The sequence below is a fragment of the Arthrobacter sp. 10L430 genome, from assembly GCF_056395245.1.
Genome location: NZ_JBFTJD010000004.1, coordinates 138,096 through 151,503, shown reverse-complemented (window position 1 = coordinate 151,503; position 13,408 = coordinate 138,096). Strand labels below are relative to the sequence as shown.

Annotated in this window: 12 protein-coding genes; 4 read left to right on the top strand and 8 right to left on the bottom strand. The window is 65.4% G+C overall.

The genetic code is table 11. The annotated features are described in order from the left end of the window. The first annotated feature begins 176 nt into the window (after positions 1-176). Positions 177-473 (top strand): antibiotic biosynthesis monooxygenase family protein, encoded by a 297-nt coding sequence (locus tag AC1DDG_RS06105; RefSeq protein ID WP_476875344.1) that lies wholly within the window; start codon positions 177-179, stop codon positions 471-473. 80 nt (positions 474-553) lie between these two features. On the opposite strand, the gene AC1DDG_RS06100 is transcribed toward AC1DDG_RS06105, so the two are convergent. Continuing rightward, positions 554-2,776 carry a S9 family peptidase gene (locus AC1DDG_RS06100; RefSeq protein ID WP_476875343.1) on the bottom strand — a complete coding sequence of 741 codons (2,223 nt, stop codon included), beginning with the start codon at positions 2,774-2,776 and terminating at the stop codon, positions 554-556. Positions 2,777-3,734: 958 nt separating this feature from the next. Here AC1DDG_RS06100 and AC1DDG_RS06095 point away from each other — a divergent pair. Then, on the top strand, positions 3,735-4,073 hold the full coding sequence (locus AC1DDG_RS06095; RefSeq protein ID WP_476875342.1) for a hypothetical protein: 339 nt from the start codon (positions 3,735-3,737) through the stop codon (positions 4,071-4,073). A 167-nt stretch (positions 4,074-4,240) separates the two neighbouring features. Here the strand turns inward: AC1DDG_RS06095 and ctaD are convergent, their stop codons facing one another. From ctaD to AC1DDG_RS06075, 4 genes are all read right to left on the bottom strand, one after another. Then, positions 4,241-5,989, bottom strand: a complete 1,749-nt coding sequence (ctaD, locus tag AC1DDG_RS06090) for an aa3-type cytochrome oxidase subunit I (protein WP_230119456.1) — start codon at positions 5,987-5,989, stop codon at positions 4,241-4,243. A 34-nt stretch (positions 5,990-6,023) separates the two neighbouring features. Further along, positions 6,024-6,485, bottom strand: a complete 462-nt coding sequence (locus AC1DDG_RS06085; RefSeq protein ID WP_476875341.1) for a DUF4383 domain-containing protein — start codon at positions 6,483-6,485, stop codon at positions 6,024-6,026. A gap of 27 nt (positions 6,486-6,512) precedes the next feature. Beyond that, the gene (locus AC1DDG_RS06080) at positions 6,513-6,935 is read right to left on the bottom strand and encodes a hypothetical protein (RefSeq protein ID WP_476875340.1); all 423 of its coding nucleotides are present in this window, start codon (positions 6,933-6,935) and stop codon (positions 6,513-6,515) included. Positions 6,936-7,146: 211 nt separating this feature from the next. Beyond that, positions 7,147-7,815, bottom strand: a complete 669-nt coding sequence (locus AC1DDG_RS06075) for a hypothetical protein (RefSeq protein WP_476875339.1) — start codon at positions 7,813-7,815, stop codon at positions 7,147-7,149. Positions 7,816-8,037: 222 nt separating this feature from the next. Here AC1DDG_RS06075 and AC1DDG_RS06070 point away from each other — a divergent pair, with 222 nt between their 5' ends. After that, a complete protein-coding gene (locus tag AC1DDG_RS06070) occupies positions 8,038-9,450 on the top strand; it encodes an ABC transporter substrate-binding protein (protein ID WP_476875338.1) in 1,413 nt (470 codons plus the stop codon). A gap of 24 nt (positions 9,451-9,474) precedes the next feature. On the opposite strand, the gene AC1DDG_RS06065 is transcribed toward AC1DDG_RS06070, so the two are convergent. Next, on the bottom strand, positions 9,475-10,482 hold the full coding sequence (locus AC1DDG_RS06065) for an NAD(P)H-hydrate dehydratase (protein ID WP_476875337.1): 1,008 nt from the start codon (positions 10,480-10,482) through the stop codon (positions 9,475-9,477). Further along, positions 10,460-11,218, bottom strand: a complete 759-nt coding sequence (locus AC1DDG_RS06060; protein ID WP_476875408.1) for a histidine phosphatase family protein — start codon at positions 11,216-11,218, stop codon at positions 10,460-10,462. The genes AC1DDG_RS06065 and AC1DDG_RS06060 overlap by 23 nt, the downstream gene beginning before the upstream one ends. Positions 11,219-11,480: 262 nt before the next feature. On the opposite strand from AC1DDG_RS06060, the gene AC1DDG_RS06055 reads away from it, so the two are divergent. Continuing rightward, positions 11,481-11,957, top strand: a complete 477-nt coding sequence (locus AC1DDG_RS06055; protein WP_230119450.1) for a hypothetical protein — start codon at positions 11,481-11,483, stop codon at positions 11,955-11,957. 180 nt (positions 11,958-12,137) lie between these two features. Here the strand turns inward: AC1DDG_RS06055 and AC1DDG_RS06050 are convergent, their stop codons facing one another. Further along, positions 12,138-13,391: an Nramp family divalent metal transporter gene (locus AC1DDG_RS06050; protein ID WP_476875407.1), complete on the bottom strand. Its 1,254-nt coding sequence runs from the start codon at positions 13,389-13,391 to the stop codon at positions 12,138-12,140. Positions 13,392-13,408: the final 17 nt, after the last annotated feature.

The window sequence follows — 13,408 nt, the reverse complement described above, 5'->3', positions numbered from 1 at the left end:
TATGCTCCAGTTCCGGCACCGGGTTCCCTGCCCCCAGCGGACAGGTGCACCGAAGATGTGCCCGTATGCGATTCAATAGTAAGCATGATGATCAATTTTCGGCAGCTGATGTCCACCGGGAAGCGTCGGTCGGGATCCATGAAGCCGTAACGGTGCCCTGCTGGAATACTGGCCCGATGATCACCGAGCACGCTCTCCTGCCCGTGACTCCCGGCCAGGAGCAGGACTTCGAAGTTGCCTTCGGCCGGGCGCGCGGGATCATTTCCTCCATGCCCGGATTCCGGAGCCTGCGGCTGTCACGGTCAATGGAATCCCCGAGCACATACCTGTTGCTCGTCCAGTGGGACCGCCTGGAAGACCACACGGTCGGCTTCCGGGAGTCAGCCCAATACCGGGAGTGGAAGCAGCTCCTGCATCGCTTCTACCAGCCGTTCCCCGTCGTGGAGCACTTCCAGGAAGTGTTTGCGGACTAACGGGGGACCCGGGACCCCGCGGACTAGCCGGCCACCGGGAGCCCGGGGACCTCGCAACTCGAGGGTTACTCCGTGTGGGGTTATTTGAGCCCTGCGCCCGGCAGCAGCTCCTTGGCTCCGAGGGAGTCGGCGATGAAGGCGTAGTCCCAGGCCCGTTCGCGCCACTGCACGTACCGGCCGGAGGCGCCGCCGTGGCCGCCGTCCATCTCGATCTTCATGACGATCGGCTCTGTGCCGGTGGTCTTGCTGCGCAGCTCCTGCACCCACTTGGCGGGCTCGACGTAGAGTACGCGGGTGTCGTTGAAGGACGTCACGGCGGCGATCTTGGGGTAGGCGGCCGCGCGCACGTTCTCGTACGGAGTGTAGGACTTCATGTACTGGTACACCTCGGGGTCGGTGATGGGGTTGCCCCATTCTTCCCACTCCAGTGCAGAAAGCGGCAGCTCGGGGTCCAGGATGGTGTTCAGCGCGTCCACGAACGGCACCTCCGCCACCACGGCCGCATACTTCTCCGGGGCAAGGTTGGCCACGGCACCCATGAGCAGGCCGCCCGCGGATCCGCCCAGCGCCGCGATCCTGTCCGGTGCTGCCCAGCCCGATGTAGCCAGCCAGTCCGTGGCCGCGATGAAGTCCGTGAAGGTGTTTTTCTTGGTGAGCTTCTTGCCGTTCTCGTACCAGTGCCGGCCCAGCTCGCCGCCGCCGCGGATATGCGCAATCACGAAAACAACGCCGCGGTCCAGCAGTGACAGCCGGGCAATGGCGAAGCCCGGATCCATGCTCAACTCGTACGAGCCGTAGCCGTACACCAGTCCGGCCGCAGTGGAGTCCCGTGCAACCGACGTGTGCCGCAGCACCGAGAGGGGAATCCTGGTGCCGTCGGCCGCCTCTGCCCACTCGCGCGTAGCCACGTAGTCGGACCCGTCATAGCCGCCGAGCACCGGGCTTTCCTTACGCAGCAGCAGCTCACCTGCGGGCCGCTCCGGGGTGGGCAGCACGAAATCGTAAACTCGTGACGGTGTGAAGTAGGACGTGTAGCCCAGCCGGATCACGGGGGCCTCGTAGTCGGAGCCGCCCACGCCTGCCGTGTAGAGCTCCTCGTCGAACGCCGGTTCCACGGGGGCTTCCTGGCTGGGCGTTCCCAGACCGGCCAGGGGAATCACCTGGACGCGCTCGATGGTGTCCTTCCGGACTGAAACAACCAGGTGCGTGGAGGTGACGCCCGCACCGTTGACCCGGACGTCGTCGGAATGCTCGACGACGGTTATCCACTGCTGCTCGGCCAGCGGCTTCGCGAGGTCGGCAGGGTCCACGAGCGAAACCATCGAGTTCACGGCATTGCGGTTGTGGGTGATGACGATGCGCTCTTCGCCGTCGAGCAGGAACGGTTCGGCCTCGTAGAGGACGCGTTCGTCGCGGGAAATGACGGTGGTGAGGGCGGCTTCGGGATCGCCAAAGCGCAAAAGGCGCGTTTCGCTGTACTCCGAGCAGCCGATGCCCAGCACGAGGTGACGCCTGTCGGACGAGAGCTCAAAGCCCAGCCACATGGCGACGTCGTCCTCCTGGTAAACCACCTCGTCGGCGGTGACCGGCGTGCCCAGGACGTGGGCCTTGACCTGGTACGGGCGCCAGGAATCATCCACCACCGTATAGAAGATCCGGGTGCCGTCAGGGGAGAAGGAGACGCCGTAGAAGACATTCTCGATGACATCCGGAAGCAGCTCACCGGTGCGGAGGTCCTTGATGCGCAGGGTGAAGCGCTCGTCGCCGGAGTTGTCCACGGCGTAGGCGTACAAATGACCGTCCACGGTGACAGCGGAGCCTCCCACGGAGAAGAAGGGCTTGCCTTCGGCCTCCACGTTGCAGTCAAGCAGGACTTCTTCGCCGGGAATTTCGACGCCGGCCTCCACTGCCGGAGGAGTCCAGTCGGCCACGCGGTTGCCGGTGTCCTGGGCGCGGACGCGGCACTGGATGCCGTACTCCTTGCCTTCAACCGAACGGCTGAAGTACCACCAGGCATCCTTGCGGTTGGGAACGGACAAATCTGTCTCCTGCGTGCGGCCCTTGATCTCCTGGAAGATGGCATCCCGCAGCGGCTCCTGGTGGGCGGTGACGGCTTCCTGGTAGGCGTTTTCGGCCTTCAAGTGGGCCACGACCTCGTCGGATTCCTTCTCCCGGAGCCACTCGTAGTTGTCCACGACGGTGTCGCCGTGGTGGGTGCGCTCTGTGGGCACTTTCTTGGCGACCGGCGGCGCCGGGGAGGCGTCGGGGGAGTCTGCGGAGTGCTGCAGTGGAGTCTGGGTCATTCCCTCAATATATAGATCCGCACTGACATTTTGGCGGCCGTTCGCTACCGGGGGAGAGGGCCGTGGTGGCTAGCATGTTCTGGCACCTGACAGCGATGCCCCTGCCCACGCATACGAGGTATTCGGAGCTTGGCTTCCCTGCGGCGTCAGCTGGGGATGGATGAGTGGGATGGATCCGGGTTCCGTGCGCGCCCCATTGAGCGGACGGAACCCGAGCCAGGGTTTCTTGTTCGTGCCGTCGCGCTGAGTGGCGCTGAACACGAACTTCACGGTTGCCGACTTGTTGCCCGGGAAGCCTGCGGACTTGCTTTGTCCGATGAGCCTTACTTTCACGCAAAACCCTTTAGAACCTGCAGGGATTCCATCAAGATTGGCTCAAGATAGCGTTGGGCGCAGGGCGTTGGGGATACTTGCGACGGCGCCAGCATGGAATAGGCCCACCGAGTACGCTGTCTTCGCCGCGGGCCCCGGGCGTATCCTGAAGTCGCGTCCGCAAACCGGAACCAATCCAGCAGCCGAGGGGCAGCCATGACCATTCCGCCAGTGCACGAGCCCGAGCCGTTCCCTCCGGAACCGGGCCCCGATCCGATGTCGCCGCACCCGAACGGCCCTGATCCCTCCGGCCCCACGCCGCCGAGTCCGTTCCCGGTGCCGGAGCCGCCTGGACCGCTTCCTGTACCGGACCCCGGGCCGGCCCCGCTGCGTCCGGACCCCACCCGAGACTAAGCCGCCCGCCGTACAACGCACCGGCCGGTTGCGCTTGCCGGCCGTCCGCGGGTTGAGCCTGCTGAGATTCGGCTTTCGACGGGCGAAACCAGCGGCCTTGATTGCTGTCGGCTCAGTCACCCGTGAACCGGTCTTCCCGCAACATTCAGACTTTTCCTGTTACCTGCATCACATTTGGGTTAGGGTTGTCTTCGGTCGCAGCGTCGCGGCCGTGCATGAGGGGAGATGTTCGTTGAACCATAAGCTCAAGGTCCTGGTCCGGCTGGACCTGGAATGCGGCGAAGCTCAGGTTGCCGCCCAGGGAAATGTAACCGCCCGAAGCATTCAAGCTCTGTACGTCGTCATGAAGCGTGCCAACCACCTCAAGCAGGGACTTCAGCTTGTTGTGGACGTCAGCCACGCGCGTGTTGAACCCTCCGCACTGGAGGAGCTCCGTGAATGCTCCAAGACCCACCACTTGCCACGCTCGATCGACCCGCTGCAGTCCGAGTGCAACGTCCGCGTTCTGGCACCGGCCGACGCCGGTTCGGGAACCGCCGCTTCGACGGCACCGCTGGCGGTGGCTGCCTAGTACTGGCGGCTGCTTAAACATCACCTGCTGCCCGGCATCGCCGCAGATTTCCTATCGTCGCCGCATTCGGCGAGTAGGAAATTACGCGGGCGAACCGCCGTTGACGTCAGCTGTTCAGCCAGCCGCCAGCCAGCAAGGCACCAACTCAGCCGCCAGCAGGCCGCAAATCACTTGTCGGGATCGGGGTTCCGCACGTCGCGGGACCCGATGTCCGCTGCCCCGAGCACCTCAGCCACGGGAGCGTGCGTCGTATCGTGTTCGCGTATCCGAATCTCAGGGTGGTGCAGGTCCAGTGCCGGACGCTCCGAGCGGATGCGCGGCAGGGACGTGAAGTTGTGCCGCGGTGGCGGGCAGGACGTGGCCCACTCCAGAGATGCGCCGAAGCCCCACGGGTCATCGACCATGACTTTTTCGGTGCTGCGGGCGGTGATGTAGACGTTCCAGAAGAACGGGATCAGCGACGCACCGAGCAGATACGAACCGACCGTCGAGAACTGGTTCATCCAGGTGAAGTTGTCCTGCGGCATGTAGTCCGCGTAGCGGCGGGGCATGCCTTCGACGCCGAGCCAGTGCTGGATCAGGAACGTGCCGTGGAAGCCGAGGAACAGCATCCAGAAGTGGATCTTGCCGAGCCGTTCGTTGAGCATCTTCCCTGTCCACTTCGGCCACCAGAAGTAGAAGCCGGCGAACATCGCGAACACCACGGTGCCGAACACCACGTAGTGGAAGTGCGCCACCACAAAGTAGGAGTCCGAGACGTGGAAGTCCAGCGGCGGCGACGCCAGGATGATGCCGGTGAGGCCGCCGAAGAGGAACGTAATGATAAAGCCGAGGCTCCACAGCATGGGGGTTTCAAACGTCAGCGAGCCGCCCCACATGGTGCCGATCCAGTTGAAGAACTTCACGCCCGTGGGTACCGCGATGAGCATGGTCATGAAGGCAAAGAACGGCAGCAGCACGGAACCGGTGACGTACATGTGGTGCGCCCACACGGTCACGGAGAGGGCCGCAATTGAGATCGTGGCGTAGACAAGGCCCTTGTAGCCGAAGATCGGTTTGCGGCTGAACACTGGGAAGATCTCGGAGACGATGCCGAAGAACGGCAGCGCGATGATGTACACCTCGGGGTGGCCGAAGAACCAGAACAGGTGCTGCCACAGAATGGCGCCGCCGTTGTCCGGATCGTAGATGTGCGCACCGAAGCGGCGGTCCGCCCCCATCGCGAACAGTGCTGCGGCCAGCGGCGGGAACGCCATAATCACCAGAACAGCCGTGATCAGCGTGTTCCAGGTGAAGATCGGCATGCGCCACATGGTCATGCCCGGGGCGCGCATGCAGATGATGGTGGTGATGAAGTTGACCGCGCCGAGGATGGTGCCGAAACCGGACAACGCCAGGCCGAACACCCACAGGTCCCCGCCGATGCCGGGGGTGAACGTCGTGTTGTGAAGCGGCGCGTACGCGAACCAGCCGAAGGACGCCGCGCCCTGCGGGGTGATGAAGCCGGAAACGGCGATGGTGGAACCGAACAGGAAGAACCAGAAGGCCAGCGCGTTCAGGCGGGGGAACGCGACGTCAGGGGCGCCGATCTGCAGCGGCATGATGACGTTCGCGAACCCGGCAAACAGCGGGGTGGCGAACATCAGCAGCATGGCCGTGCCGTGCATCGTGAACAGCTGGTTGTACTGCTCCTTTGTCTGCAGGATCTGCATGCCCGGCTCGAACAGCTCGGCACGGATCAGCAACGCCATCACTCCAGCGAGGCAGAAGAACACGAAGGACGCGATCAGGTACATGTAGCCGATAATCTTGTGGTCCGTGGACGTGATCCACCTGACCACCATGCTGCCCTTCCGCCGGGGCACCACATCGGGAACTCCGGCGGCGGTCAAACCTGGTTGTTGATATGCGGTCATTGTCAGCCACTCCCTGGCATCGCGCTTCAGGTATTCAGCCCCGTACTGCTCCGCGGACGGTGGTGCTTTCGCGGGACAGCAACAGTGCCAGCGCGATCATGCCCACGCCCAGCAGGAAATGCAGCCAGTTGTCCGCGGTATTGACCGGGACAAAGTTTGCTGCGGATTCGTGGCCGACGATCAGTCCGTACAGCCAGAGGATCAGATAAACAATTCCGCCGTAAAGGAGGAAGTTCTTTGCCTGCGCGGGCGTGCGGCCCATAAGGATGCCGGCCACACCGAAGAGCATATGAACGATATTGTGCAGGATGGAGACTTGGAAGACACCCAGGAGCATTGCTTCCGAGGCGTGCCCGGCGAGGCCCAGCGACCCGAAGTTGCTGGTGATTCCGGGAATGAAGCCAAGAATGCCGACGAGCAGGAACACTGCCCCGACAACTTGGGACGCCAGCTGGAGTCTGGTTCGGGCACCGGCAGCGCCGTGGGTCATAGCCATGTTGCACTCTCCTTACCTAGTGGCCGGTCAGTCCGGCACCTCCATCTGGAACCCGCAGCCGCAGCGCAGGACGCGCGTGAGCAGATGGACGTCGTGGATGGTGTGGCGCCGGGACAGCTCGTGGCCGTAGATGCTGCTGGTTCCGGAGCTGACGGAGATCATAGGCGTGCCGCAGTGGAAGTATTCACCGCCGAACTGCAGAACGCCCATCACCTGGCCGTGGCGGTTCAGGACGGCGGCGACGTCGTGCACGCCCGCCGCGTGGGCGTAGAAGTAGTCGCATTCAACACAGGTATAGGACACATCCACTAGGCCCTCTTGAGGGGGATGCAAAGCTTCGATGGATTCGACGATCAGGTGCTCGTCGGTCTGGCATTCAGGGCACCACAACCGATCGCCCGACGGCCTGTGCATGCCGCCGGGAAGGGGGGCGTTGGAGATGGTCGACATTGACGCGCTCCTATTTAAGGGGATCACTGTGCCCTGACTGCTAGAGCGCGATCCCACGCTTAAAATAACCCCCGCGTGCCCGGCAAACAAGAGCAGGGCACGGCCGGCGAATGGCGCCGGGTCTAAGCCGGCTCTCACGGGTGCGTGCAACGCCGGCTGTGCCCGCGGAACGGGCTGCCCTGACGTACCGCGATGCCTGACGGCACCCGGGCTACAGGCGTTCTGCGTCGTCCTGTGGCGCCGGGTTCCGCGGCGGAAGATGTTGTGGCGGAAGGTGTTGCGGCGCCGGGTTCTGCTGAGTCGGTTTCTGTTGGTCCAGACCATGCGGCGCAGGACCTGGCGGGGCCGCGCCTTGCCACGCCGCGCCTGGCTGCGTAGGGCTTGGCCCGGCACCCTCCTCACGCCTCAGCAGATACAGTGCCCACTTGCCGCCGGCGGCACCTGAAATGAAGTAGAACGCAACTACCACGGCCGTGACCGTGGTCAGCGACGCGAGGAGCTGGTCCGAGAGGAGGATGCGATTTGGGCCGGGGGTGAAGAAGACGGCCCAGGAGACCAGCACAAGATAGAGCAGGACCACCGTGGCCGCGATGGCGTCCCGGATGGCTTCGGCTTCTGGAAGCTTCCGGTCATCGCGCTGATGTGCCCAGACGCCGAAGAAAGTGATGACGATGAGCAGCCCGGCTCCCAGGAGGTAGCCGAGATCCTCGAATAGCCACGTTTGTCGGCCCTGGATCGCAATCTTGTAGGACACGTTTTCGGCGATGGGCGCGAGGAATACAACCAGAAAGTCAGGAAGGATGACCCGGCGCAGGAGCGGATCGCGGGTGCGGCCATGGGCTGGGCCGGGGCCAGGCCCATTGGTTCGATGGTCAGTCATGCCGTGTCCACCCATCTCCAGGTCTTCCCGAATATGTGTGGCCAGTGTGACCCTCCACCGAACCTGCGTCAACCCGGCGAAGACACAGACTAGAGCCCGACTGCTGACAGGACGCCTTCACTTGGATACGCTGGAAAAACAAGTCTCTGGATGAAACTCCGGTCGCACCCATGGGACTTTCGAACACCTATCTGCGGGCACCTCCACGGCAGGAGCACCGAGGTGAACAGAACCAGAGGGCGGGCCAACGTCGGCTTCGTCGCTGCAGTTTCCTTGGCTGCAGGGATTCTCACTTCCTGCACGTCCAGCGGAGGCCCGAACGCTCCCCCTCCTGATGCATCTGACCCCCACGGCATCACGGTCTGGACCGCGGATACCCTTCCGGACCGCCTAGCCAAGACCAAGGGGATGCTCGAGAAGTTTGCCTCCGCCTCCGGTGTGACGGTGGACCTCGTGAGCGTACCCGCCCACCGGTTCAACCAGGTCCTTACGTCGTCAGCCGCGTCCGGTGACCTGCCCGACGTCATAGGCGGCATTTCGCTAGGCAACGTCCGCACGGCGGCTGCCGGTGATCTCATCAACGTCGAGGCCAACGCCAAGGTCATCAGCAACCTGGGCGCGAGTACGTGGTCCCCGCGCTCGCTGGAGCTGACCCGCGACGGGACCCAACAGCTGTCCGTGCCCGATTCGTCCTGGCAGCAGCTTCTTTATTACCGAAAAGACCATTTTGCCCAGGCGGGTCTGAGGGCGCCGGCTACCTATGGTGACATCCAAGCTGCCGCCCAAAAGCTGCACACTCCGCAGCTGGCAGGCTTCGTGGCGGCGAACAAGAGCCAGGCCTTCACGCAACAGTCGTTTGAGCACATCGCCCAGGGCAACGGCTGCGAGATGGTCAATTCGAAGAGCAGCGTCACGTTCGACAGCCCTCAGTGCGTGGGGGCGCTCCGCTTCTACCGCGACATGCTGACCAACTATTCCGTTCCCGGGATTCAGGACACAGACACTGTGCGGGCCGCGTACTTCGCCGGAAAGGCCGCCATGGCCGTCTGGCCCACGTTCATGCTTGACGAACTGGCGGGCCTTCGCAACGACGCCAGGCCAAACTGCCCCGAATGCAAGGCCGACCCCGCGTTCCTCGCCAGGAACACCGGCGTGGTCACCGGGATTTTGGGGTCAGGGGACGAGCCTGCGCAGTTCGGCGAGATGACGTCCTGGACCATTACCAAGGATTCTGACGCCGATCATGCGCGCCAGTTCGTGGAGTATGTCATGAGCGACGGTTACGCTGACTGGCTGTCCATTGCACCGGAGGAGCGGCTTCCGGTCCGTGCCGGCACCGAAGCCAACCCCACGCAGTTTGCCGATGCCTGGCGGGCATTGCCGGCCGGCCTGGGCAAGAAGGAACCACTGAGCAAGTTCTATGCACCGGACGTTCTCAGCGTCCTGCTGAAGGGAGTCGACGACGTCAAGCACTGGGGCATCATCCAGGGGCGGGGCGACCTTGCCGGTGCCGCGCTGACGGAACTGCCCGTCGCCAAGGCCGTTCATGACGTCACCGCCGGGAAGGTAGACCCCAAGACTGCCGCCAAGACGGCAGCCGCTTCCCTCCGCTCCATCCTGGGGTCGCTGAACTGAGGCCCCCGCCCAGGTATTCAGCGCCTAGGTATTCAGTTCCATCATGAGCGGTGGCAGCTCGTCCGCCAGTTCCCGTGCCAGAAAACCCAGGCTCCCCAGCCGGCTCGCGAGCCTGTCCGCGGCCGCAGCGTGAAGGTGGGTGCCCCAGCAGGCGGCCTGCGCGTCGGTGGTGCCGCGGGCCCGCAGCCCGGCGATGGCACCGGCCAGGATGTCGCCGCTTCCCGAAGTCCCGAGGCCACCGTAGCCGGTGGTGATCTCCCAACGGTCCGCGGCTTCCGGGGCGTCGCCGCCCGGCGGACGGGCGATCAGGCCCTGGCAGCTCACCACAGCGCGGTACTTCTCAGCAATTTCGCCGACCGCGGCAGCCAGCTCGTCGGCGTCGTCTCCGAGGCCGTCCTCGCGGCCCAGGAGGATTGCGGCCTCGGTCGGGTTCGGCGTCAGAATCAGGCGGCCGGCCCACGGCTCCAGTTCGCCCAACAGCTTGGGCAGGCAGCCGAGCGCATAGGCGTCGAGGATCACCGTGGCGCTGGTCTCCCCGCCGCTGACCCCGCCGCCGGCACGCACCTCCGCCGTCCGTTCGGCCTCATGCCGAAGCAGTTCCCGCAGCAGCGCCTCGGTCCCGTCGATGTCGTCCAGTCCGGGACCGATCAGGACGGCGTCCGCCGAGTCCAGGTCCTCGAACAGGGCTTCGAGCCCGGCGGACCCCACGGATCCGCCGGCGGTTTCCCGCAGACCGATTACCCCGGCCTCCGGCAGCGTGACAGCCAGCTGAACGGCCACGGACTCGGCCACGGCCAGCGTCAGCCTGCCGGCGCCGGCCCGGAGCGCAGCGGTTCCGGCCAGCAGCGCCGCGCCCGGCGTGCGCCTGGCGCCGCCAATCACCAGCACCGCGCCACGCGAGTACTTGTCGGCCCCGGCAGAGGGGAGCGGCCAGTCACGTAGAAGTGACGGCGTGATCTGCGCGGCGGAAGTGCCGGCCGGTGCAGCACCGGCAGCGTCGGAACTGGCGTCAGCGTGGGTGGACACTGGCATCCCCTGCGTGCTCGGTCACCTGGACGCCGTGCTCGGTGAGGTGGTCGGCCACGTTGAAGCTCTCCAAGGTCCACGGCCCCACGCCCTCCGGCCGCACGTACCTGGTGACCGACGCGTTCAGGACGGTGGTGCTCGCGGCGAGATCCAGCAGCTCCTGCTCGGACATCCCTTCCAGGACGTAACGGAAGAGCAGCACCACGGCGTCGTGACACACCAGCATCACCCGGTGCCCGCTGCCCAGCGCGTTCAGTTCGCCGAGCACGGAGCGCAGCCGCAGCACCACGTCCGTCCAGGACTCCCCGCCCGGCGGGCGGTAGTAGAACTTACCCAGCCACCGCCGTCGTTCTGCCTCATCGGGGAGCCGGTTCTCCACGCCGAGGCGGGTGAGCATGTCCAAAATGCCGAGTTCGCGGTCCCGGAGGCGCTCGTCAGTGCGGACGGGCACGGGCCAGCCCGCCGCCTCGACGGCGATCTCAGCGGTCTGGTAGGCGCGCATGTACGGGGAGGAGATCACGACGTCGGGGCGCAGCTCTGCGGGGACCTGCGCCAGTGCGCGGCCCAGGGCCAGTACCTGCTCCCGCCCTGTGGCGGAGAGCTCGACGTCGGCGTCGCGGGCGGGGACGTCGATCACGTCCGCGCCGGATTCCTGGGCGGCCGTGGCAGCCACGTTCCCCTGGCTCTCGCCGTGGCGGATCAGGGTGAGCTCCACCGCTCCCGCCGTCCAGCCGGCCGGCACGGTGCCGTCACTGCGTTGGGTCTCATTGTGCTTTCCGTCGTTGCCCACGATCTCCACTCCCGTTCGCCCTTGGCTTGCGAATGCTCCACGTTACTAGCGCCGTACCCGCACTGTCAGCAAAATAACCATCGAGGCGGCAGTCATGCGCGGCAACGGGCCGGTGTCCCGCGAAATCAGTTCCGGTGGCACCGGCGTGGCCCGCTTCGATGGGGCTACTGTGGCAAGGGTCGGCAGCCGCCGCGAATACCCTCAAGGAGGGTGCATGAACGCCAGTCAATCCAGTTCCGAACAGTTCGGCCAGCATTTGAAAAGCGTAGGAGGGTCAGAGGTGGACGTCACCGGCTCGGCCTATGCGGTCACCGAAGACGACACCGTGGAGAGTGTGGTGTCCGGCCTTCGGATCAAGCAGCAGAAGGACGGAGGAGTGGCCAGCGAGCCGTCCATTCTTCATGCTTCCGCCCAGGTCCTGATCAGCAGGCGGGATGAACACGATCCCGGCCATCACGCGGGAACGTCCCACCCGGGGCAGTACCAGCTGGACATCCATCTCGGGCACCACAGCACCCGGGAACCCATCCCGGAAACGGATCTCGAGGCGGCCCAGCTCTGGGCCCGCGGACGTATCGAGGCCGAGGGGGCGGACTTCGGGGCCATCTATTTCCCCGCCGGCGGAGGGGCCCAGCCAGGCACGGGTGCCCTGGAATGCAGCTACGACCGTGCGGTGGGCTGGTACCGGTAGGGCGGCGCTGCGGCCGCGCCGTGGCCCGGCGTTAGCAGAAGGACCGCTAGGCGTGCCTGCCACGGGCCTGCCTGTCCGCTCACCCAACTGGGTCGCGGCTAGAGCCATCTTGAGGCCTGAAAACAACCTTCACTGCGACTCAGCTGGGTAGGAGCTCGGCCGCGCGGGCTGCGGGTGCGGTCAGGCCTGGCCCGAGATGGTCAGCGCGATGAGGACGCAGTTGAGGCCGACGATGAGCGTCGCGCTGGTCCAGCCGGCGATTTTCAGGGCCCGCGAGTCCGTGTGGATGCCCATGACGTCCCGCTTGCCGGTGAGGCGGATCAGTGGAATCAGGGCGAACGGGATGCCGAAGCTCAGCAGCACCTGGCTCAGGACCAGCGCCAGGGTGGGTTCAATGCCGGCCCCAAGGATAATCAGCGCCGGGATGAGTGTGATCACGCGGCGGGTGAGCAGCGGCACGCGGATTTTCAGAAGCCCGCCCATGACGGTGGCGCCGGCGTAGCAGCCCACCGACGTGGATGCCAGCCCCGATGCCAGCAGGCCGATGGCGAAGATCATGCCGATGGTCGGGCCCAGGGCTGACGTGACGGCTGCGTGGGCGCCGGCAATGGTGTCCGTGCCCTCCACGCCGCGCAGGCTTGAGGCGGCAAGCAGCAGCATTGCGATATTGACGACGCCGGCCAGCAGGAGGGCGCCGGCCACGTCGAAGCGCGTGGCGCGGATCAGCCGCGTGCGCTCGGCGGGGTCCTCGGCATAGCCGTGCCGGTCCCGGGCCAGGGCCGAGTGCAGGTAGATGGCGTGCGGCATGACCGTGGCTCCCAGCATGCTGGCCGCGAGCAGGACAGTGTCAGTCCCCTCGAACCGCGGCACCAGGCCGGTCAGTGCGCTTCCGGCATCCGGGGGATTGACGAACAGGCCCGAGACGAACCCGACGGCGATGACTCCGAGCAGGATCACAATCGCGTACTCGAAGGACTTTTGGCTCCGGTGTGACTGCAGTGTGAGCAGCAGCATTGACGCCATGCCAATGATGATCCCGCCGGCCAGCAGCGGGAGCCCGAAGAGCAGGTTCAGGGCGACGGCGCCGCCGATGACCTCGGCCATGTCCGTAGCTCCGGCAACCACTTCAGCCTGTGCCCAGTACAGCCGACGTCGGCCGGTGCCGAGGCGCTTGCCGAGGATCTCGGGAAGGCTGAGGCCGGTGGCGAGTCCGAGCTTGGCGGACTGGTACTGCACCAGGACAGCCATGGCGTTGGCGGCAACCAGGACCCAGACCAACAGGTAACCGAAGCTCGACCCCGCCGTCAGGTTGGCTGCGACATTGCCGGGATCCACATACGCGATCGCGGCGACGAAGGCCGGCCCAAGCAGCAGCAGGCGGGAAATCCGCCTGCGCTTAATGGCGGGTGGCTGGGCCGTTGTGGGGGCGGCCATGTTTTTCTCCACGACGT